Raw genomic sequence first — 21,996 nt, 5'->3', positions numbered from 1 at the left:
AGCGTTGGACTTTGAACGGCAATGAGGCGAGTGGCGTCGGGCACCTATCGAAAACCTCGCGCTCCCGATCCGGTCCCCGCTAGAACCCGGCTTCGATGTCGACGAAATCTGCTCAGGGTCAAATGCGAACAACTCAGGTTGAGAAAAGCCGATCCGCTCTGTCGAAGGCAGGCACATTCGATCCTGAGAAGTTCGAGGATCACTACGAAAGCGCGCTGGTCGATCTGATCAACGAGAAGCGTGCCGGCAAGGTGATCTGCCCGAAGGAACGGCCGAAACGAGAACGTCGTCGATCTGATGGAGGCGCTGCGACGTAGCGTCGGAAGAGAAGGATCGGTCGAACCCGCGACGGTGCCCAAAAATCAGCCAAGAAACCGCGCAAGGCCGCACCTGGGCAGAAGGAAATGCTGATGTCCATTGCGGGCAAGAAGCAGCCAAAAGAGACGAAAGCAAAAAGGCCGGTGGCGAAATCGCAGCGTCGGTCCGCCTAGTCGAGACTTTTACTCGAACAGCCTGTACGCCCGCGCAACAAGATACAGAGGCGCCGTGCAAACGTCGCGAATATCTCCTTCTTAGTTCGCTAGCGTACATCATTGCGCTCGAGAACTTCAGGACGCTCTCCCCCAAACGCAGGTGCCCAGTCCGGCTGCGAGAGCGGTAAGGGAGATCGCGCATGCCCGCTCAAAACAAATCGCTCCTGCGCGCCGAGCGCGGGCCTTCCCACACTCCTGGAGCGGCAGGAGCCGTTTTGATGCCGAGAACGACGGAAGGCCGGCCGCAGCACACCCCAATTAAGGACGATATCCCTCGAAGAGTAGGACGTCCTGTGGTTCTGCGAACGGCGGAAGCCGATTGCTCCGAGTTATAACCCAAGCGCGATCTCGGCCCATTTCAACATGCGGTCGCTATTGAGGAACGCCAGCACCGCCGGCTCAAGTGACGCGGGCGCGCTCGGTCCGACCAAAGCGGTCGCTGCCACCATGTCGCAGCGCTGATTGAAGGCGAGTGACAGCGCGGAGTTGCTGTTACCCTCCACGCGATAGGCCCGGCTGCGGCCGCGCATCGGACCGACGATGATCTCCTTGCCGGCACCGATGGGCGTTGCCTTGCCGATGAGCACGAGGTCGCCCATTTGCTCGAGGTCGCCATCGTCGGCGACGCCCGTGGTGCAATTGCAGAAGCCGAGCTTGGCGCGGACGTAGAGCTGGACCTCCGTGCCGCAATCCTCGGCCTTGCAGCGGAACGCCTTTCCTTTTCCCCAGGGATCTGCGCCGAAAGGCCAGTCGGTTTCCGTCCACACCGGGCTGGGCTCGCCGGATGCCGCTGTCGCGCGTACCGGTTCGCCGGATCGCAAGATCCAGATCGCAGTGGCTGCGCAGATGAGTGCGGCGGCTGCGCCGATCGCAACGAATATTCTTGTCAGGCGCATGGAAGCTGCCGCGGCATTTCTGCTAATTCTGAGCCATGAACCTTCGGGCGGCCGCGAGGTCCTCCCGCGAGGAGTCGCCATTTCGCGCCATATCGACAACTTTCGCGTAGTACTGGCGTGCCTTCACGGCTTCACCCGCTTTCTCGGCGGCGTGAGCGGCGCCGATCGTCGCGCCAAAGCGGTTCGGCTCCTTGCGCATGGTGCTTTCGAACGCTGCCAATGCCTCCGTCGCCATGCCGCGTTCGAGCAGCATGGTCCCGTAAAGCTCGCGTGCCGGGGCAAGCGGTCCCGGCGTCACGATGGATTTCTCGGTCTTGTCTTCGGCTTCGGCGGCAAGGCGCATCGCTTCCAATGCGTCCGCCTGTTTTCCCTGGGCATTGAGCTGCCAGGCTGTAGCGACCTGCCGTTGAATGTCGACAATTTCAGCCCAATAGGCGTCCTTGTCCTGCTGCAGCTTGTCCCGCAGCTCCGTCAGCTTGACGATGTCAGCGGTCGCTGCGTCTGCATTACCGGAGCGCGCGGCGCCAAGAGCGCGGGCAAAATAGGTGATCGCATCGACATAGGCAAACCGGCTCGGCTCAACCTTCAGCGCGGCAGCGCCCTGCCAATCGCCCCGTTCGACCATATAGCGCGCTTGGCTCGCCGCGATCGCATAGGGACCGGCTCGGACGGCCGGCGCATAGCCCGTGGTCGCGATCATGTCCGCGATGACGTCGCGAGCTCGGCTGTCCTGCGCAAGCTGGAGCAGGGCGTAGACCATATAGTCGTCGGCATGCAGCTGCTCGCTGGGGTCTTTGCCCTCCTTGGCAGCCTTGGCGGAGCGGCTATTGGCGTCGATGGATTCGTTCCAGTAGCCGACGCGCGTGAAGATGTGCGACGGCATATGTAAGGCGTGCGGTGCCGCCGGCGCGATCTCGGAATAGCGCTTGGCAGCGTCGAGACCTTGCTCCGCGATTGCCGGATAGTCGTAGAGGTGGATCAGGTAGTGCGCGACGCCGGGGTGCCGCGGCTGCCGCTTGAAGATCGGCTCCAGGATGGCAGCGCCCTTGAGCTGGTTGGCATAGGTCTTGTCGTTTGGTGACGCCGTGACATTCAGCGTGATGGCATAGGCGATCTGCGCCTCGTCATCGTCGGGATAGCGCGCGGCGACGGCTTCTGTTGCCTTGAGATAGGCCTTGGCGCGCTGGCCAAACGTCGTCGTTTCGTCTCCCGAATAGAAAGCCAACAGCGCGTCGATGTAGTCGCGTTCGCGTTCGCTCTTCGCGCCGAGTGCCTTGGCCTTCTGCAGCGCGGCGAGGCCCTCCGTGAGGTTTTCCTTCGGCGCGGGAAAATGCGGATTGTACAGCAGGCTCAGGGCAATCCCCCAATAGGCAATCGCGCATTCCGGATCGGCCTGCAACGTCTCCTCGAAAATCTCTTTCGCAGGCCGGTACCAGAACGAGTGCTGATAGCGCATCCCGCGGTCAAAGCGGCGCTGCGCCACCTCGTTGCAGGAGGTCTGGAAGTGAACCTTGCCAAACTGCTCATCGGTCCCGTCCTGCGCGCGGGAGCTAGGCGTGGCTGAGATGGAGCCAAGAATGGTGAGGGCGAGAAGAGAGACGGTTCTCAAGGCGAGCGCGCGCATCGGCTCCTCCGTTCTGGTCAGAAGCAATTGGGTCAGATGGCGCCGATAAAGGCCGGGGCGCCGAAGTTCGTCCTGCTGAAATTGGCGATGGCAATTGCTTGTCGGAAGGATTTGCTCGTTCGCAATGCGAGTCAATAGAAGCGGGCGGGTTTGGGTTAGGTAAGAACGCCTGTCAGGCTTCATCCATCCCTGAGCGAAATCGTAAGGCAGGTAGCGTTGCACCCTTGCGCCGAGGGTTTTCGAGGCCGCTTAGGCTTCCGGCGATGTCCGCGAGCACCGTTGCCATCTTCGGCGATACGCCCAGGGCTTTCCCGCGAGTGCGACGAGGGCTAAGGCCCAAGCCGACAACGTCGGCAGGTCATCCTCGCTCATAGCGTCCTGTCGCGCGGCAGGTCTCGGGTTTGTCATCAAAAGAAGGGCCGTCAGGGGATGCATCACCTAACCCGCTGACGGCCCCGCGCTGGCGGACCGATCTCGCAAGACACGAGCCCGGCCCGGGTACCGGATCAATTCGACGCTCAACCTCGGCTAGAAGATATCCGTGTGCGGGCTTTTCCGTGGCTATCCCCAGAGATGCGGCGTTTGACGTGGGAACGACGATTTGAGGTAACGAAGCCCGCAGCTTTCCGCACCCACGAGAACTCAAACGCCCACCCTCAAAAGAGGATGGGCGCGCGGTGACTCATGACATGATGACGTTCTACTTCTTCTCGGCGCTGGCTTCCTTGGCTGGGGACGGCTTCATGCTGACGGTCAACTGGCGAATTTTCAAAACGCCGCCTTCACGTATGTCGATGGCGCCCCAGAATACCGTGACCTTGGTGGCGTCGCCGCTCTTAGGATCCTTGCCAAAGATGTCGGTCTCGCCGTTGGCGACGACCAGATCGTTGTTGATGACCGACATGTTGCCGACTCTGATCTCAATATGATCGGTGCCGTTCTTAAAGTTGTTTTCGTATACGGTCTTGAGATCGGAAAACACGCCGCCCGGGTTGATCTGGACCCCGTCCTTTGTATAGAGCGCAGCGACACATGCCGCGTCTTTCTTGACGACGCAGTCGGTGTAGGCGACGGCTAATTTTTCGGCCTCCTGCTTGACGTCATCGGCCAGTGCCGGTGCAGAGATGAAAGTGCAAGAACACAATGCCAAGAGCAATGAACGTCGCTTCATAACAACTTCCCCTCTGGTTGTGATGCACAATTGCATCGCGACGTCCTCCTAACGTAGGACGCTGCGTTGCAGTTGTTCCGAGGGGCGTTTCTTTGGCAGGCTAAATAGTGCCGGTTTGCGAGTATACGCCATTTTGCACGGCTTGGTGCGCCAACCTTGATTATCGGCGGCGGGGGCGGGCATTTCTCGAGGATGCAGCGGAAGCGGGGAGGGAAAGACAGGCACGTTGACGCATGCCACAGATGAAGGTGTCATGCGAGCGTTGAATGAGCTTCACGCGTCTCCCGCGGTCGTCGGCAGAGTGCCGAACTGAAGCTGCGCACGCAGCGCCAGGGCGTCAGCGGCTGGCATCCAGACCGGTGCCGCTTGCATCGAGGCCAAGCAGCGATGAGCGGCACTAATCGCCCGTCAGCTAGTGATCCATTGCGGCGTGCGGTACGCTTCCGTAAGGCCACCTCACTAGGGTACCGAAGTTCGAATGCGGTCTAGAATGAGCAGCAACAGAAGCGCAAACGGGCCGAAGATCAAGGTCGTCGAAAGCCAAAGTATTGTAGATCGGCCACGGTCGCGCGCCATGTCATAGACAGCAGGCATGCAGGCCATCGCGAAGAGCTGGAAAATCAGCCACGTCGGCATGGGCAACTCCTGATTGCCAACCGATCATAGCATTGCTGGGCTCTTTGTCGGCTTCAGGGTTGTTGGTCCGCCCGGCTATCGCGAGGCATCGCAAGGGTTCCTTCACCTTGATCTAGGGAACACCGAACCGGCAAGAGCGTGGAAAGATTCATCTTGGAGAGTCAGACCAGCCGCTGCTGGGGGCCAACCGGAGATGTCCGATGGGTGTGGCAGGCTGGCGTTTCGCGCAAAATAGAACTCTCCGCCTCCGGGCGGTCGTTGTTGTCGTGCTCGATGAGTTGCCGTTTATTTGTCCGGTGGCAGTTGCAGTCGGCTCGCTGGTCATGATCGGAATCAGGCTCTGCACGGAGTGGCCGCAGTAAATCCACGCAAGGTCGCGTAAGCAGTCAAAAGAGAAGTCCGGCCAGCTTGACGCTGACCGGGCTGCTCACGCCGACTGCCCGCCAGTTGATGCAGGTTGTGGATCAGGCCGCGACCCGCAATTTCGGTTTAGCTGCCTTCACGGCAGGCTCACCGATAATCCGCCTCAGCTCAGCCGCGACGCCATCAAGCACCGCGCGCTTTTCCTTCATCCGTTTGGAGTGATTGTAGACCTTACCGGTAACGGTTGGTACGATTTGCTCGGCCTTCTTGCTCGCGGCGTGGTCGAGGCACTTCGCGATCCATGCGTCGTCGAAGCCGAGATCGCCCGCCAAAGTCGCTGCCGTCCGGCGGAGATCGTGTGGCGTGAACGGCTTGAGGCCGAGTAGCTCGCAAAGGCCAGCGGTCTTGGTTTTGTCCTTGTTCGTCTCGTGCTTTGTGCCGCGGAGCGCGTCGGCCATCGCCTTGCGGTGGATTGGCTGGCCCTTGTACATCGGGCTTTCGAAAACAAATTGCTGATCTTCAGAGGTGAGCGCTTCCTGGATGATCTCGACCGCCAAGTCGGACAACGGCTGCTGGATGACCCGCCGCTTCTTGACGCGCTTGAGGGGCACGTCGAAGCGCGGGTAGTCGCCGTCGAGGTCGAACAGCTCTTCCCGGTGCGCACCGAGCAGTTCACGAGAGCGGAGCATCGTGACCAACTCGAACTTGAGCGCGAGGCGGGTCTTTCGGTCATAGGGGAGGTCGTTGCGGTCCAGCCCATGCCAGAAGATCCTGATCTCATCCTCGGACAGGACGCGCGTGCGGGGATACTCCGGATCGAGCTTGGGCAGATTGACGCAGGGGCTCGCCGTCACGTAGTCGCGGCCGGCCTCCGCCGCCCAGTTGAACAGGCCAGAGGCCGCCTTGCGCATATGACGCGCGTTGCTGACCGATGGCTTACCGAACTTGCCCGCGACGATATCATTCGAGAGCGTGGCGATGTCATGCTTGGTGACCTCCATGGCCAGCTTCTTGCCGAGGCGGGGGCGAATGAAGCGGCCGAGATGGCTTGCCGTATATTCCCATGCCTCCAGCCGGGGGCGCATTTCGCCATCCGGCTTCTTCACCAGCGTCTTCATCCACGCGATGCGCTCGTCGATGATCTGGGAAACCGTCTTGCCACGCTTGGCCTTCGTGGCCTTCTCGTCGCGGAAGGTCTCGGCAAGGGCCCCAGTACCCAGTCCCTTGAGGCCGTACACCTTGTTGCGGGCATCCTCGACCGTGAAGGTCTCGGGATTGTAGACGCCGAGCCAGCCGGTCCGCTGCTTGCCGGTCTGCCTGTCGGTGAACTTGAACGAGAAGGTCGCAGCCCCGGCCGTGGTGATGCTGACGTAGAGACCAGGGCATTTGCGGTCATAGAGTTTCACCCGCTCGACGACGCGCTTCTCGCACATGCGGTCGGTCAGAATGACGCTGCTGTTGCGGCCGCGCTTGCCGGCGGGGGAGGGGGCGATGGTAGTATTCATGTGGTTTCGGCTCCTTGGGCTTGGGACCAAAGGGTTCGGCTTGGGGCTTTCAGTTTGTCGTGCGGACGCTGAAACGCTTAGGGCCGGGCCCTTATTTTGGTGAAGCGCGCTGAAACAGCCCGCATCAGGGTAGTCGAAAAGCACTTGTTTTAAAGGGTTTTCGTAGTTTCGGCGTGTTTCACCGAATGCCAAAATATAGACGTGTGGTCCTGGCCGTCGTTGCTACGGTCAAGTCTTTGCGGATGCGGCATCGGGTCAACCGGCGCGATGCCGGCGACTTCTGCGAAGGCGAGGGAGGCCAAAGGGAATTCGGCTCTCGGGAGAGCACGGCATAAGCCGTCCGACCATCGCGCAGGGAAGGCCGTGTGATTGGCTTCACCTGTATGCTGCTGTGCGGTCTCCTAGCGCACCACTTTCGCGCAGCGGACCGCGGGTGCCAGCCGGCACCCGGTCTTCCCTGCGCCCTCTTGGATCAGAGGGTGGAATGACCAAGCAAAGCTCGGGCGGATTGAGCCGCGAGAATGCGGAGGTGTGTCTGCAAGTTGAAACGCGTGTTGGAGGCTGACGATGCTGCCCCTTGCTCCGTCATTGCGAGCGTAGCGAAGCAATCCAGAATCTTTCCACGGAGGGATTCTGGATTGCTTCGTCGCTTCGCTCCTCGCAATGACGAGGTGGAGAAAGCGTGCGCCAATCCATCACCGTCACCCTGAGGCGCCGGAGCGAAGCGGAGGCCTCGAAGGGCGACGGCCCGGCTGCACTGAGGCCGTGCATCCTTCGACGCTCCCCACGGGACCCGTTGCGCCCCGTGGCTCGCGCCTCAGGATGACGGATTTGGTGATGTCGTCGTCGCAAGAAGTGGGGCGCACACCGCGCCCCGAAGCGCGACGGCCCGCGTGTTGATCCAGATCAAGCCTGCCGCACACAGCGGCCCGTTACGTTCACTGCACAGTCCAAGTCCCGAGGAAGGCACCGGCTTGAAGACGCTGCGCTCGCTTCTCTCTGCAGACGAGGTGATCCAGCTGGTGATCCGGCTCGGATTGCTCGCGCTCGTGATTTTCTGGACGTTCCTGATCATCCGGCCGTTCGTGCCGATCCTGACCTGGAGCGCGGTGCTGGCGGTCGCGTTCTATCCGGCCTTCAGCTGGCTCGCAAAATGCCTCGGCGGCCGGCCGCGGACGGCCGCGGCAATCCTCACGCTGGTCATGCTCGGCATCGTGATCGGCCCGGCGGCGTGGCTCGGGCTGAGCGCGATCGAAGGCATCAAGGACCTTGCGAGCCAGATCGGCACCGGCGATCTCATGCTCCAGGACGCGCCCGAGTGGATCAAGAGCTGGCCGCTGGTCGGCCAGCAGCTCTTTGATCTCTGGAATCTGGCTTACACCAATATTCGCGCCGTGCTCCGCGAGGTAACGCCCTATCTGAAGCCGCTGGCTGGCGTGATGCTGTCGTTCGCCGGCGGTGCCGGCGTCGGCACGCTCCAGTTCCTGCTTTCTGTGCTCGTCGCCGGCTTCCTGTTTCCGTACGGCCCGCAACTCGTCGGCGCGGTCCGCGGCTTCCTGTTTCGGATCGTGCCGGAGCAGAGCGAGCATTTTCTCGAGCTCTCAGGGGCGACCATCCGGGCGGTGTCGCAGGGCGTGATCGGCGTTGCGATCATCCAGGCGCTGCTGGCCGGCATCGGTTTCAAGCTCATTGCCGTGCCGAGCGCCGGTCTGCTCGCAATCATCGTCCTGCTGTTGTCGATCGTGCAGATCGGCGCCACCATCGTCCTCATTCCCGTGGTGATCTGGATCTGGATGGTCAAGGACGTCGCCATTGCGCTGCCGCTGACGATCTTCTTCGTCGTCGTCGGTCTTCTCGACAACATTCTGAAGCCATTGGTCATGGGGCGTGGCCTGACCACGCCGACGCTGGTGATCCTGATCGGGGTCATCGGCGGCACGCTGGCGCACGGCATCATCGGCCTGTTCATCGGTCCGGTCATTCTGGCGCTCGCCTGGGAGCTCGCGGCGGCCTGGATCAGGATCGACCGATCCACAGCGGTGCGGACGGTGGAAGAGGCCTAGAGCTTGCAACCGCCGCACAACATGACGCTGATCTCGAATCGCCTTTCGTCACTCTGACGCAGGCTCGAAAGACAAGGAAAACTGGTCGACCCTTATGCTCATCCAATTTGTCGTCGGCGCGCTGGTCAGCGTCATCAATATCGGGATCCACGCGCTTGCGACCGTCGTTGCCATATGGATCGCGCGAACGGCCGGCTTGCGGCGGACCGATAGTCCGAGGATGCACCTGATGGGCGTCATGGTGGCGACCGCAGCCGTGCTCAAGGTCGCACACACGCTGGAGATCGTCGTCTGGGCCTGGAGCTATAGCATCATTCAGGTAGCCGCTCCCGACAGCGACCTGCTCTACTTCGCTTTCGTCAACTACACCACGCTCGGCTATGGCGACATCACGCCGGTGCGCGAATGGCGGCTGATCGGGCCGCTGACGGCCATGAACGGAATTTTGCTGTTCGGCTGGTCCGCGGCCATCCTGTTCGAGGTCCTGCGCAAGACGCTCGAGCATCTCGAAACGATGGAACGGTTGCCGGATCGGAAAAATGCCTGAACGCGTGTCGTCCCGGTTGGTTTCCGACTTTCTGTTCGGGTTCGGCGCGCTATTTGCGATCATCAACCCTTACGGGCTCGCCTTCATCTTCCCCGACAGGACAATAAGCCTGTCTGAGACCGAGCTTATGCCTCAATAGGAGGCGGCGGCTTCAGGACTGCAGGTCAAGACCCGCGAGCTGATGCCGGTCCACGAGCACGATCTGGCGCTGGGTGTTGCCGATGAAACCGAGGATGCCGAGCTCATGCAGCCGCGACAGGGCACGCGACACCGTTTCTAGCGTCAGGCCGAGATAGTCGGCGATGTCGCGCCGCGACATCGGTAGCGCCATGACGCCGGCGGCGGTCAGGCGCTTGTCCATCTCGAGCAGGAAGGCCGCGACCCGCTCCAGCGAGGTCTTGCGCCCCAAGAGCAGCATATGGTCTTCGGCGTGCTGGAGATTGCTCGTGGTCATGTTGAGCAGGTTCCTGGCTACCATGGCGTCGCTCTCCGCCACCATTTCGAGGCTCTGCCGCCTCACCAGGCGCACGGTGGTGTCGACGATCGCCTCGGTCGTGAAGCGATGCTCGCCGCCATTTTCGAGGCCGAAAATGTCGCCGGTGAGGTGAAAGGCGCCGATCTGCCTGCGCCCGTCCGAGAGCAGCTTGTAGCTTCGCACTGCACCGGACTTGACCTGGTAGACATATTCCGCGGGCTCTCTCTCGCCGTAGATTTCCGTGCCTTTCTTGTACGAAAATTCGCTTAAATTGACGAGCGCATTTGAATCGCTTGTCATGCCAAGGTCGCGGAGGGAATTTGGGCGAAGCGCGGAATCCGTCGTGATGCGAACGAACATAGGCCAACTCCTCAGGCTCATCGCCGAATTGGTCTGTCTGACAAATCGTCTCAGCGGAAGATGCGCCGCGCAATCCCACTCCCGCCGTGGTTGATTTATGACCAAGGCTGTATTTCAATCCATTGTCCCAAGGGTCAATGTACCAACGGACAGAAGGGGCATTTGCTGCACGAAATGAGAAAATTTGGCTTCGGTCGCGATGCGATTTATTGCGCTGCAGATATTTCGATTATCAAACTATTGATTAAGGCTTTGCAGAATGAGAGGACGTCAAAGGTCCTGTTTCAATCGGGCGAGAGGTGAAGCGTGCCCGGACTGGTCCATGTGGTCGACGACGACACGTCATTCCGGACGGCAATCGAGCGGCGGCTGAAGCTCGCCGGCTACGATGTCGCGACCTATGCCTCGGCAATCGACCTGCTCGATGCCTCGCCGAACGACGACCAGCCGGGATGTATCCTGCTCGATGTGCGCATCCCGGGACTGAGCGGTCCGGACCTGCAAAGCCGCCTGGTCGAGCAGGGCTCGAAATTGCCGATCATCTTCCTGACCGGGCACGCTGATACGCAGACCACCGTGCGCGCGATCAAGGCCGGGGCGGAAGACTTCCTGACCAAGCCGATCTCCTCGGAGCAACTGATCGATGCGATCGAGCGTGCACTCGCGCGCCAGGACGCCGCGCGTACGCAGCGCAACCGGCTCGACATGTTCCGCGCTCACCTCGCCAAGCTGACACAGCGCGAGCGCCAGGTGTTCGACCTCATCGTGCGCGGCAAGATCAACAAGCAGATCGCGCATCAGCTCGGCACCACCGAACGCACCGTGAAGGCGCATCGCCATCAGGTGATGGAGAAGATGCAGGTTCATTCACTTGCGGAGCTCGTTTCGATCGCGGAGCGGCTCGGCATGATCGATGCGAACGGCGATTAACTGATCTGTTGTCAAAACGAACGGTTCCATCGGTGTCACTTCCCGAAGGGACAATAGGAAATCCACCGGCGCGGTGCTGCCATGCAGGCGCGGCGGATGCGGCGTTTTGCCAGATGCGTGAGAAAAGGGGCGAGGCGTATCGAGTTCCGCCCATAGCGCATCACCGTCGATGCCGCCTGAAAGGTCGCTGTGCCGATGCGCCGGTCCGTTTTCATCGTCGATGACGATCCATCCGTTCGCAACAGCATGTTCAGGCTGCTGCGCGAGCACGGTTTCGTCGCGACGCTGTTCGAGTCCGCGAGCGCCTTGCTGGATCACGGCGGATTCGAAAAGGCGATCTGCATCGTGCTCGACATCAATATCGACGGAAAGTCGGGCATCGACCTGCGTCGGAGGCTGTCGGAGAAAGGTGTCACCGCGCCGGTGATCTATATCACCGGCAACGACAGTACCGCGAACCGCGCTGCGGCGGTTGCATCGGGCTGCGTCGCTTACCTGACGAAGCCGTTCTCGGCCCAGTCCTTGATCGAGTCGGTGACGCGCGCGGCTGCCGCTTGAGGCAATTCACTCCTCGACATATTGCTCCAGCGTCTTCGCCGGTGCGCCCTTGTGGACGGACGCGAACTGCGCCAGCGGCACCGACGTAGTCAGCGCAAGGAGATTCGAGTCAACGGTCTCAAGCGTCAGCGTCTTGCCGGATTCCATCTGCTTGATCATCCCAGCCGGAGCGACGTCAGCCGCGATGCAGCCATTGGTCAGGCACCAGCTATAGGGCAAGCGGAGGGGGCTGCCCTGGTCGACGGTTAGTTTGGCCGGTTGCTGCAAGTACATGCCGACGGGCACGAAGAGTTGCAGTCGTGCTGTCGAGGCTCCCTCGCGCTCGATCAGGTCGATACGCACAGCCATCTGGCCGGTCTCGAACTTGCCGGTGATTGATGTCCGGCATAGAGTCGGTGCGCCGCCGGCCTTGAAGCAGAATTTTTGCCAATCGCCGTAGCTGATGTCCTTGGCTTCACGTTGGCCGCGCGTTGCGACCTCGGCAGGTTTGTCGGCCTGTGCGGCCTTCGGTGCGGCGATGCCTGGAGAGATTGCGATCGCAATGATTGCGACGACAAAGAGGCCAGAGAGACAATCAAGAGGGCGAGGCATGGTCGCGTCTCCGGGATCAGGAACTACTTCTGCGCGTCGAGGAATTTCGTCACCAGCGGCGACCAGAGTGGAATCGAGTCCGGCGAGCCGATGAAGAAGTGGCCTTCGTTGCCGAACGGCGGCATCAGATGATATTCGGCCTTGCCGCCGGCGCCGGTGAAAGCGGCATGCATGCGCTTCGACAGTTCGGGGCCGAAGAACGTGTCGTTCTCGATATAGATCCACAGCATCGGCACGCGCGAGGTGCGGCCGAAATCCGCGGTCGCCTCGACCAGCCTGTCCGGCGCGCAATTGTTGTTGGGCTTGCCATCGACCCGGCCGCCGCGGCCGGCGGCGAAGGTGATGATCGCTTTCACCTGCGGCGGGTTCGCGCTGGAGAGAGCGATCGATGCCCAGCCTCCGGCGGATTGGCCGACCACGATCACGTTATTCGGAATGATGCGCTTCTCGGCAGCCAGATAGTCGATGATCCAGAGATCGACCTGCGCAACGGCGAGGCCCGCATCATGGAAGTTGGGGTTGGTGCACTTGCCGACCTTGGAGAAGAACGGGCCGAACAGAGCGCGTTCGGAGATGTCTATGGCAGCGGCGCCATAGCCCGTGCCGACCGGCGCCACCACGAGATGGCCGCGTTTGGCGAACCATTTGGCGGCGTCGCGGAATTCGACCAGCGGAAAGAAGCTGCGATCCCTGGGGTTGAGCGAGACGCCGTGGTTCATGATCACGAGCGGGAAGGGGCCGTCGCCGACCGGGCGCACCAGATAGGCGAACATCGGCAGCGGCAGTGGCAGGGCCCAGATCTCCTCCTGGATGCGGACCTCGTCCTCGGCGCGCGCGAGCGGAGCGAGCATAAGGAGCAAGAGAGCTGTCACGAACGAGCGAAGGATTGCAGGCAAGCCACGCATCGCGATCTCCCTCATCCCGAGAACGTGGCGGCGACCACGATCGGACCGAGCACCGTGACTACGACGTTGCCGACTGATTCGCCCGAGAATGGTGCCGATCGCAATCGCCAGCAGCAGGAAGATTTCCGGTGCGGTGGTGATCATCCACCTGACGGTATCCATGGTCGCAATTCCCCCGGCAGCTTTGTCGCGATTTGATTGGCGGCGAGGGATGATTGCTTGATCCAGATCAAGCCTCGGCACGGACGAGCCGAGGCCTATGAAACCATGCAGAATTCGCGACAATCATTGCCGACATGAGTACCCTGGATGTTGCCGCCGGCGCGAACCGCCGAGATGAGACCGTCCTGCTGCTCGCCTTCGCCGTTGGCATCGTGATCGCCGCCTGGCTGCGCCGCATCGCCGGGGAGCGGGCCGGCGGGCTCAGCATCCTGATCGAGATACTGTGTCTGATCGTGGTCGGCGTCCTGCACAACCGGTTGCCGAATCTGGCCGGAACGCTCGGTATTGCCGTGGTCGCGCTGCTGATTGTCTTGCTGCGCTGCGAGGCGACGCCACGTGAGGTGATCAGATGAATCCGCAGTCCGACGCGAACTGGACGCGTTTCTTTCCGCCACTCGGCTGGCTCGCATCCTACCAGCGCGATTGGCTGCCGTCCGACGCCGTCGCTGGCATCACGCTCGCCGCCTACGCCATTCCGGTCTCGCTCGCCTATGCTGCACTCGCTGGGTTGCCGCCGCAGATCGGCGTCTACGGCTATTTGCTCGGAGGCGTCGGTTACGCGCTGCTCGGTTCATCACGGCAGCTCGCAATCGGTCCGACCTCGGCGATCTCTCTGATGATCGCAGGTACCGTCGGTGTGCTCGCCGGAGGAGATGCGGTACGCTATGCCCAGATCGCGAGCCTTGCCGCCTTCGCGGTCGCGGTGCTGTGCTTCATTGCCTGGCTGTTCAAGCTCAGCGTCCTCGTCCGCCTCGTCAGCGACAGCATTTTGGTCGGCTTCAAGGCCGGTGCGGGGCTCACCATCATCATGAGCCAGTTGCCGAGCCTGCTTGGCGTTGCCGGTGGCGGCCACAATTTCTTCGACCGGGCGATCAAGCTGGTCGGGCAGCTCGGGGGGATCAATCTGCTCGTGCTGGCCATCGGCGCGGTCGCACTGCTGCTGCTGTTGCTCGGCGAACGGCTGCTGCCGGGCAAGCCGGTTGGCATCACCATCGTCGCACTGGCAATCGCGGTGGCGACGGTGTTCGGATTCCCCGGCCTCGGCGTGCCCGTTACCGGGAAGATACCGGAAGGATTGCCGGCGCTGGGGATCCCGACCTTTGGCCTCCTCAAGTTCGACGATCTGTTTCCGCTCGCCGCGGGCTGCGTGCTGCTGGCCTATATCGAAGGCGTTTCGGCGGCGCGCAGCTTTGCCGCCAAGCACGGTTATCCGCTCGACGTCCGCCAGGAGTTTCTGGGGCTGGGTGCGGCGAATCTCGCCGCTGCCTTCGGTCATGGCTATCCCGTCGCAGGCGGCCTGTCGCAATCGGCGGTCAATGACAACGCAGGCGCGCGTACGCCGCTGGCGCTGGTGATCTGCTCGGTGACGCTCGGGCTGTGCCTGTTGTTCTTCACGGGGCTGCTCACCAATCTGCCCAAGGCGGTGCTCGCAGCCATCGTCTTTGCCGCCGTCTACAAGCTGGTGGATGTGCGCGCGCTGATCCGGATGTGGCAGGTCAGCCGGATCGATTTCTACGCGGCGTCGATTGCTCTCGTTTCCGTCCTGCTGCTCGGCATCCTGCAGGGCGTCCTGCTGGCCTCGATCGCGTCGATCTTCCTGCTGCTGGCGCGGGCGTCGCGGCCTAATGTCGCGTTCCTCGGGCGTCTGCCCGGCAGCGGCCGCTATTCCGACAGCGCAAGGCACGCGGACGTCGAGCCGCTGGTCGGCATCATCGCCTTCCGCCCCGAGGCGTCGCTGCTCTACATCAACGCCGAGACGATCCTGGATACGGTCCTGACGGCGCTGAGGAGTTCGCCGGGCATCCACCTCGTCGCCTGCGACCTCTCGGCCTCTCCCTACATTGATCTTGCAGGCGCACGCATGCTGCGTGATCTCCATGACGAGCTTGCGTCGCGCCGCGTCACTCTCTGCATCGTCGGCGCGCATGCGCAGCTCCGCGATCTCCTGCGTGCAGAGGGACTCGGGGAAAAGACCGACAGCGGCCAGTGGCTGCGTTCGCTCGACAGCGTTTTGAGCGACGACAAAGGTGATCCGCCCCAGCGAACCGCCTGAGCCGTGTTGCGATGCGAATAGCGTCACCCGCGTCTGTTGAATGAACCCGACCGTTGACTTGGATCAATGGAGCGACCGGCGCCGAAAGCACGATCCCGCATCCCCTTTGTCCCAGAGGATCGGGAGAGACGCATGGCCAAGGATACAAAGACCGCGCAGAAGCGCATCGACCAGTTCTTTTCCGGCCCCGGCGCGCGTGCGGACGACTGGCGCGATCTGGTCGAAGCCGCGAAGGTATGGGCCCACGGCGGGAATCGTGCGGCCTACGACGCGGCACTGGCCAGTCTATCGGTCACTGAAGAATTCCACGGCTATCCCGGTCTGCAGTTGATGGCGGCTCTGCGCGAAGCCGCTGCGGCCGGCGATGCGGCCGGGTCGTTGTCGCTTGCGACCCGGATCACCCAGGCCCTGGCCACGCGATCGTTCCGCCAGCACGCCGGCGACTGGAATGCGAAGGACGATGGCAATGGCGATGCGCCCGAGCTGGTGTCGTCCACCTTCGGTGCGCATAAGGCACGCCGGCCCTATTTCGAAACCCTGATTGTCACCGGCGTATCACCCAGCCAATGGCCCGCGCTCGCCGCCGAATGGCGCAAGCTGCGTCGTCCCGAAGACGGATTCATCTATGAGCCTGTCATCGTCGGCAGTCTCGAGGACGCCTTCTCGGCGACCATGGTCAATCCCAACCTCGGAGCCGTCGTCGTCAACGAAGGCTTTGGCCTGCACTCGCGGCACGATGCGCCCGTCCTCCGCGCGATGGCGACCGCCGCCGGCCTCAAGGAGGAATCCGATGCGTCCGCGCTGCGGCTCGCCCAGATCATCAAGCGCGTCCGCCCCGAGCTCGACCTCTATATGATCTCGAATCGCGACGTCGAGGAGCTCGCCGGCAACCCCGAAGCCAACGCCGTCCGCCGCATCTTCTATTCGGTGGAAGAGCTGCTGGAGTTGCATCTGTCGATCCTCGAAGGCATCCAGGATCGCTACGACACGCCGTTCTTCGACAATCTCAAGAAATACGCGCAGCGCCCGATCGGCACGTTCCACGCGCTGCCGATCGCCCGCGGCAAGTCGATCTTCAAGTCTGACTGGATCCGCGACATGGGCGAGTTCTACGGCCCGAACCTGTTCCTGGCCGAGAGCAGCGCCACCACCGGCGGCCTCGACAGCATGCTGGAGCCGACCGGCAACATCAAGAAAGCACAGGAGAAGGCGGCGAGGGCGCTCGGCGCCGACCGCGTCTTCTTCGTCACCAATGGTACTTCGACATCGAACAAGATGGCCGTGCAGGCGCTGCTCGCGCCGGGCGACATCGCGATCGTCGACCGCAACTGCCACAAGTCGCACCATTACGGCATGGTGCTCGCCGGCGCCCAGCCGCTCTATGTCGAAGCCTTCCCGATGACGGCATATTCGATGTACGGCGCAGTGCCGCTGAAGACGATCAAGCAGGCGCTGTTGAACGCCAGGGCCGAGGGCCGGCTCGACCGCGTCAAGATGCTGGAGCTGACCAACTGCACCTTCGATGGCCACATCTACAACACCCGCCGTGTCATGGAGGAATGTCTCGCCATCAAGCCGGACCTGATCTTCCTGTGGGACGAGGCCTGGTTCGGCTTCGCACGCTTCTCGCCGTTCCTGCGCCGCCGCACGGGCCTCGGCGCCGCCAACGAGATCGAGGCGTGGATGCACGACCCGAAGTCGGTCGAGGCCTATGAGAAGCAACAGGCTCAGCTCGGCAAGGAGCCGTCGGTCGAGACGCTGCTGAGCACCAGGCTCATCCCCGATCCCAGGCAGATTCGCCTCCGCGTCTACCAGACCAACTCAACCCACAAGTCGATGTCGGCGATCCGCCAGGGCTCGATGCTGTCGGTCAAGGACGTCGAATTCCACACGGTCGAGCAGCAGTTCAAGGAGGCCGTGTTCACGCACGCCTCCACCAGCCCGAACCAGCAGCTCATCGCGAGCCTCGACATCTCGCGGCGGCAGATGGAGCTGGAGGGTTATGGGCTCGTCGCCAACGCGATCGAGGTTGCGTTCGCGATCCGCCAGGCGGTCAACAACAATCCGCTGCTGTCAAAATACTTCCGCGTGCTTCCGGCCGACGCCATGGTGCCGGCGCAATATCGCCAGAGTGGCTTCACCGACTATCTCGCCGACGGCGTGAACTGGGCGAATACGCTCAAGAGCCTGGACGAGGACGAGTTCTGCCTCGATCCGACCCGGATGACGCTGGTGTGCGGCACGGCCGGTTTCGATGGCACCCAGTTCAAGGGCGTCCTGGCGAGCGAGTACAATATCCAGGTCAACAAGACCTCGCGCAATTCAGTGCTGGTCCAGTCGAACATCAACAACACCCGCAGCGACGTCGCGCATCTCATCCGTGTCCTCGCCGAGATCGCGGGCGAGGTCGATCGGGGGCTGGCGCAGGGGGGCGAAAACGCGAAGAAGACGTTCGCGGCGCGGGTCAAGAGCCTGATGACTGATGTGCCCGATCTGCCGAACTTCTCGCACTTCCACCCGAGCTTCCGCGGCGATGCCGGCGACAAGACCAACGAAGGCGACATCCGCAGCGGCTTCTATGCCGCCTATGACGTCGCGGGCTGCGAGCACATCCGTCTCAACGATCCCGAGATCGACCGGCGGCTGAAGGCCGGTCCAGAGCTGGTCTCCGCCAATTTCGTGATCCCGTATCCGCCGGGCTTCCCGATCATGGTGCCGGGCCAGGTCATCACCCAGGAGACCATCGACTTCATGCGCAAGCTCGATGTGAAGGAGATCCATGGCTACGACGCCAAGGAAGGGCTGAAGCTCGTGCGCACCGAAGCCTTGGCGAAGATCGGCCGGCCGAAGCCCGGCGCATCGCCGAAGCTCAAGGCTGCGTCGTAAGTCGTAAGGGGGACCAGGATGAAGCCGTTTTTCGAGTTCCTGCAGCACTATCCGTATCTGCTGCTGTTCTTCGTCGTCGGCCTTGCCGTCTATATCGGCCGGGCCAGCATCAAGGGCTATGGCCTCGGCATGGTCGCCGGCGCCATCGTGGTCGGCGCGGGTCTGTCGGTGTGGTCGTCGACCTATGGCGTGAAGCTCGAGCTGAACAATTTTGTCAAGAGCCTGTTCTACTATCTCTTCATGTACGGCGTCGGCTTGCGCGTCGGTCCGTCCTTCATCAACAGCTTGAGGGGTGACGGACTGAAGTTCTGCATCCTGGCGCTGGTGTCGAGCGTGCTCGGTCTTGCGCTGGTCGTCCTTGGTGCAAAGATGTTCGACCTGCCGGTCGGTGCGGCCGGCGGCATGCTGGCGGGCTCGCAGACCATGTCGGCGGCGATCGGTTCGGCCGAGCAGGCCGTGACATCAGGCGTCGTCAAGCTTCCGGAGGGCATGAAGCCCGAGCAAGCCTCCGGCATGATCGCGCTGTCCTACGGCATCACCTATATATGGGGCACCGTCGGCATCATCCTGATCTGCAAATATCTGCCGCGCTGGTGGGGCGTCGACGCCAAGGCCGCCGCGAAGCAGTATGAGCAGGAGTACGGCGTCAAGGATCTCGAAGGCGGCGGCCTGACCGGGTATCGCCAGTTCGGCCTGCGCGCCTACCGGCTGGAGAACCCGGCAACGGTCGGCATCAGCATCGCCAAATTCCGCGCGATGAATCCGGAATACCGGATCGTCAATGTCGGGCGGAACGGCGAACCGCAAGGTGCCGATGCCGATCTCGTGCTGCAAAAGGGCGACATCGTGGCCCTCGGCGGCGCGACCGAGCATCTCACCAACAAGATGGGCCTGATCGGTCCGGAGGTTGCCGATGCCAAGACTCTCGGCATTCCCATGGACCAGGCCGAGATTCTCATCACCAACAAGGATGTGGTGGGCCGCACCTTCGAGTCCTTCCGCGACACCGCGATCGCCGGCCAGTTGCAGGTGACCAAGGTCGAGCGCGGCGGCGTGCAGATTCCGGCGGGTCTCAAGACCAAGCTGGAGCGGATGGACATCGTCTCGGTGGTTGGCCTCAAGGGGGCGGTCAACGAGCTCGGCGACATGTGGGGCCGTATCGCGCGGACCAACACATCGACCGACCTCCTGACGCTGTCGGTCGGCATGATCCTCGGCTTCCTGATCGGCATGGTCGAATTCCCGGCCTTCGGTGCCAAGGTGGGCCTCGGCAACGCCGGTGGTCTGTTGCTGTCGGGTGTGATCGTGTCCTCGGTCGTGTCGCGGCTGCGCTTCTTCGGCAATACGCCGAACGCGGCGCGCAACGTGCTGGAGGATCTCGGCCTCGTCGTCTTCGTCGCCATCGTCGGCATCAATGCCGGCGCAGGACTGCTCGCGCAGCTCACCGGCGCAGTGGCACTGAAGATCTTCATCGTCGGCTTCATCGCCTGCACGATCCCGCCGTTCATCGTCTGGGCGATCGGCTTCCACGTCTTCAAGATCAACCCGGCCGTGTTGATGGGCGGCGTTGCCGGTGCGCGGTCGCACTCCGGCCCGTGCCGCGAGGCCGCGGTCGAGATCCAGAGTTCTGTGCCCTGGATCGGGTTCCCGGTCGGCTATGCCGTCTCGGGCATCCTGCTCACCATCTTCGGCTACTTCGCAATGCTGCTAGCGCAATAATCAGAAGGGGAAAGACACGTCATGAGAAAGTTTGCTATTGGAGCTGCACTGATCGCCTCGCTCGCCGTCGCTGCCGGTTTCAGCACGCCCTCGCGTGCCGACACCGGCCAGGTCGCTGTTGTCTTCACCAAGGGCGGCTTCATCGTCGGCGTTGGAGGCGGTGAGGGCGTGCTCCTCTACCGCGGCCACAAATATCCCTTCACCGTGTCGGGCATGAGCGTCGGCTTCACGGTCGGCGCCTCAACCACCAAGCTGGTCGGCCGCGCGCTCAATCTGAAAGGTCCGCAGTCGATCGAGGGCTCCTATGCGGCGGGCGGAGCGGGTGGTGCGGTCGCTGCTGGTGCCGGCGCCGTGCAGTTGCAGAACGGCAACGGCGTGATCCTGCAGCTCAGCGGCCCGAAGGTCGGCGCGGAAGTGTCGGCTGCGGTCGGCGGCGTCACGATTCGCCTGAAATAGGCGACGGAGCTGGGCTCAAGAAAAACGGGCTGCGTCACCGCAGCCCGTTTCGCATTTCAGTATCGTATTTCAGTGTCTTGCGGTTCAGTATCGCTCTTCGACGAACTTCATCCCGCGCAGGCTGGCCTGGTCGTTGTAGCGCCCCTTGTGAGACCGCGGCGGCAGCTTGACCTTGTCCCGCTTGACCTTCTTGTATGGGATCGTGCGCAGGATGTGCGAGATGACGTTGAGCCGCGCGCGCCGCTTGTCGTCTGAGCGGATCAAGCGCCATGGCGCATGCTTGGTGTCGGTCGCCTCGAACATCATGTCGCGCGCGCGGGAATAGTCGTACCAGCGGCCGAACGACTCGGTGTCCATCGGGCTCAGCTTCCACTGCCGCAGCGGATCCTCGATCCGTGCCTTGAAGCGGAGCTCCTGCTCTTCCATCCCGACCTCGAGCCACAGCTTGATCAGGATGATGCCAGCGTCCACGGCGAATTTCTCGACCAGCGGACACAGTTCCAGGAAGCGCTTGTGATCCTGCGGCGAACAGAAGCCCATCACATATTCGACACCGGCGCGGTTGTACCAGCTGCGGTCGAAGATCACGATTTCGCCGCCGGCCGGGAATTGCTCGATATAGCGCTGCAGAAACAGCTGGGATTTCTGCCGGTCGGACGGCGCGGGCAGAGCGCAGACGCGAAAGACACGTGGGCTGACCTTTTCGGTCAAGGCCTTGATGGTGCCGCCCTTGCCGGCGGCGTCGCGTCCCTCGAAGATGATGATCACCTTCAGCTTCTGGACCTTGACCCATTCCTGCAGGTGACACAGCTCGACCTGGAGCTTTTCGAGCTCCTTTTCATAGGCCTTCCGCTTCATCTTCTCCGCGGGTTCGTCCTTGGCCATGCCTGTCCTTTCGCCGCTGCGTTTCATTCGTCCAAAATCATTCGTCCCATGAAATGGTCACGCCGATATCGCCGGGCACGCCGCCCGGGAATTCGATGACCTGATAGGCGATGCGATAGCCGCGCGGCTTCAGATAATCGGTCCAGAGCTGGAAGATCTCCTTGGGGATGCCGGTCAGCGTGGTTTCCCAGCCTTTCTCCATCTGGTTGATGGCGCGTCCCTTGTCGGTGCAGAGCGAGTTGGGGAAGCGATAGACCATCACTTCCGTCAATCCGTTGCGCACCGCGCGCTGGATGATGGTCGAAGCAAGCTTGATCTTCTCCTCCTCGGTCTTGCCGGAGGGCTTGCTGAGCCGCTCGATCAGCGCGTGCTTCTCGGCCTCGGCGGCGGCGGCGAGGCGGACATATTCCTCGGCCTTCTGGGCCTCCTTGAGGGCGGCTTCCTTGCGGATCTGGGCAGCGTTCGGGATGAGATCATCTAGGCCGGCCATGGCTGCGGCTCCCTGGTGATGGTGCGATCAGCATTCGCGAAACGCTATGTGCCGCAGGAGGCATTCCCTTGATTCAAATCAAGCAAATTGGGATGCTGCCCGAACACAGTGCCGCAGAGCACGTTTGA

Annotated in this window: 19 protein-coding genes and 1 pseudogene; 10 read left to right on the top strand and 10 right to left on the bottom strand. The window is 62.3% G+C overall.

The window, feature by feature from the left end; translation table 11 throughout:
• Positions 1-164 precede the first annotated feature (164 nt).
• Positions 165-491, top strand: a pseudogene (locus tag RAD16_RS12745) (Ku protein); the annotation flags it as partial.
• 371 nt (positions 492-862) lie between these two features.
• Here the strand turns inward: RAD16_RS12745 and RAD16_RS12740 are convergent.
• The 5 genes from RAD16_RS12740 to RAD16_RS12720 form a co-directional block, all read right to left on the bottom strand.
• Positions 863-1,429, bottom strand: coding sequence for a hypothetical protein (locus tag RAD16_RS12740; protein WP_458158226.1), 567 nt, complete (start codon positions 1,427-1,429; stop codon positions 863-865).
• A gap of 22 nt (positions 1,430-1,451) precedes the next feature.
• Positions 1,452-3,053: a hypothetical protein gene (locus RAD16_RS12735; RefSeq protein WP_458158536.1), complete on the bottom strand. Its 1,602-nt coding sequence runs from the start codon at positions 3,051-3,053 to the stop codon at positions 1,452-1,454.
• A gap of 700 nt (positions 3,054-3,753) precedes the next feature.
• Complete coding sequence (locus RAD16_RS12730; RefSeq protein WP_458158225.1) at positions 3,754-4,224, bottom strand: nuclear transport factor 2 family protein; 471 nt, start codon at positions 4,222-4,224, stop codon at positions 3,754-3,756.
• A gap of 459 nt (positions 4,225-4,683) precedes the next feature.
• Positions 4,684-4,860 carry a hypothetical protein gene (locus RAD16_RS12725; protein WP_458158224.1) on the bottom strand — a complete coding sequence of 59 codons (177 nt, stop codon included), beginning with the start codon at positions 4,858-4,860 and terminating at the stop codon, positions 4,684-4,686.
• 464 nt (positions 4,861-5,324) lie between these two features.
• A complete protein-coding gene (locus RAD16_RS12720) occupies positions 5,325-6,872 on the bottom strand; it encodes a tyrosine-type recombinase/integrase (protein ID WP_458158223.1) in 1,548 nt (515 codons plus the stop codon).
• A gap of 830 nt (positions 6,873-7,702) precedes the next feature.
• On the opposite strand from RAD16_RS12720, the gene RAD16_RS12715 reads away from it, so the two are divergent.
• Both RAD16_RS12715 and RAD16_RS12710 read left to right on the top strand, forming a co-directional pair.
• Entirely contained in the window at positions 7,703-8,791 is a 1,089-nt protein-coding gene (locus RAD16_RS12715) for an AI-2E family transporter (protein ID WP_458158535.1), read from the top strand.
• Between the two features lie 94 nt (positions 8,792-8,885).
• Entirely contained in the window at positions 8,886-9,338 is a 453-nt protein-coding gene (locus tag RAD16_RS12710; protein WP_458158222.1) for a potassium channel family protein, read from the top strand.
• A 151-nt stretch (positions 9,339-9,489) separates the two neighbouring features.
• Here RAD16_RS12710 and RAD16_RS12705 read toward each other — a convergent pair whose 3' ends face one another.
• Positions 9,490-10,173, bottom strand: coding sequence for a helix-turn-helix domain-containing protein (locus tag RAD16_RS12705; RefSeq protein ID WP_458158221.1), 684 nt, complete (start codon positions 10,171-10,173; stop codon positions 9,490-9,492).
• A 306-nt stretch (positions 10,174-10,479) separates the two neighbouring features.
• Between RAD16_RS12705 and RAD16_RS12700 the strand changes: the two genes are divergently transcribed.
• Together RAD16_RS12700 and RAD16_RS12695 are read left to right on the top strand one after the other, a co-directional pair.
• A complete protein-coding gene (locus tag RAD16_RS12700; RefSeq protein ID WP_458158220.1) occupies positions 10,480-11,103 on the top strand; it encodes a response regulator transcription factor in 624 nt (207 codons plus the stop codon).
• Positions 11,104-11,298: 195 nt separating this feature from the next.
• A complete protein-coding gene (locus RAD16_RS12695; RefSeq protein ID WP_458158219.1) occupies positions 11,299-11,661 on the top strand; it encodes a response regulator transcription factor in 363 nt (120 codons plus the stop codon).
• A 6-nt stretch (positions 11,662-11,667) separates the two neighbouring features.
• On the opposite strand, the gene RAD16_RS12690 is transcribed toward RAD16_RS12695, so the two are convergent.
• On the bottom strand, positions 11,668-12,252 hold the full coding sequence (locus RAD16_RS12690) for an invasion associated locus B family protein (protein WP_458158218.1): 585 nt from the start codon (positions 12,250-12,252) through the stop codon (positions 11,668-11,670).
• Between the two features lie 23 nt (positions 12,253-12,275).
• Positions 12,276-13,103: a dienelactone hydrolase family protein gene (locus tag RAD16_RS12685; protein WP_458158534.1), complete on the bottom strand. Its 828-nt coding sequence runs from the start codon at positions 13,101-13,103 to the stop codon at positions 12,276-12,278.
• Positions 13,104-13,453: 350 nt separating this feature from the next.
• On the opposite strand from RAD16_RS12685, the gene RAD16_RS12680 reads away from it, so the two are divergent.
• From RAD16_RS12680 to RAD16_RS12660, 5 genes are all read left to right on the top strand, one after another.
• On the top strand, positions 13,454-13,732 hold the full coding sequence (locus RAD16_RS12680; protein ID WP_458158217.1) for a DUF1275 family protein: 279 nt from the start codon (positions 13,454-13,456) through the stop codon (positions 13,730-13,732).
• Positions 13,729-15,432, top strand: a complete 1,704-nt coding sequence (locus RAD16_RS12675; protein ID WP_458158216.1) for a SulP family inorganic anion transporter — start codon at positions 13,729-13,731, stop codon at positions 15,430-15,432. The genes RAD16_RS12680 and RAD16_RS12675 overlap by 4 nt, the downstream gene beginning before the upstream one ends.
• 132 nt (positions 15,433-15,564) lie before the next feature.
• Positions 15,565-18,318, top strand: coding sequence for a decarboxylase (locus RAD16_RS12670; protein WP_458158215.1), 2,754 nt, complete (start codon positions 15,565-15,567; stop codon positions 18,316-18,318).
• Between the two features lie 18 nt (positions 18,319-18,336).
• On the top strand, positions 18,337-20,037 hold the full coding sequence (locus RAD16_RS12665; protein ID WP_458158214.1) for an aspartate:alanine exchanger family transporter: 1,701 nt from the start codon (positions 18,337-18,339) through the stop codon (positions 20,035-20,037).
• A 21-nt stretch (positions 20,038-20,058) separates the two neighbouring features.
• On the top strand, positions 20,059-20,493 hold the full coding sequence (locus tag RAD16_RS12660; RefSeq protein WP_458158213.1) for a hypothetical protein: 435 nt from the start codon (positions 20,059-20,061) through the stop codon (positions 20,491-20,493).
• A gap of 84 nt (positions 20,494-20,577) precedes the next feature.
• Here RAD16_RS12660 and ppk2 read toward each other — a convergent pair whose 3' ends face one another.
• Both ppk2 and RAD16_RS12650 read right to left on the bottom strand, forming a co-directional pair.
• A complete protein-coding gene (gene ppk2, locus RAD16_RS12655; RefSeq protein ID WP_458158212.1) occupies positions 20,578-21,378 on the bottom strand; it encodes a polyphosphate kinase 2 in 801 nt (266 codons plus the stop codon).
• A 37-nt stretch (positions 21,379-21,415) separates the two neighbouring features.
• Positions 21,416-21,868, bottom strand: a complete 453-nt coding sequence (locus RAD16_RS12650; RefSeq protein ID WP_458158211.1) for a hypothetical protein — start codon at positions 21,866-21,868, stop codon at positions 21,416-21,418.
• Between the last annotated feature and the right edge of the window lie 128 nt (positions 21,869-21,996).

Source organism: Bradyrhizobium sp. 18BD, from assembly GCF_054185225.1.
This window is presented reverse-complemented; position numbering and strand designations above follow the sequence as displayed.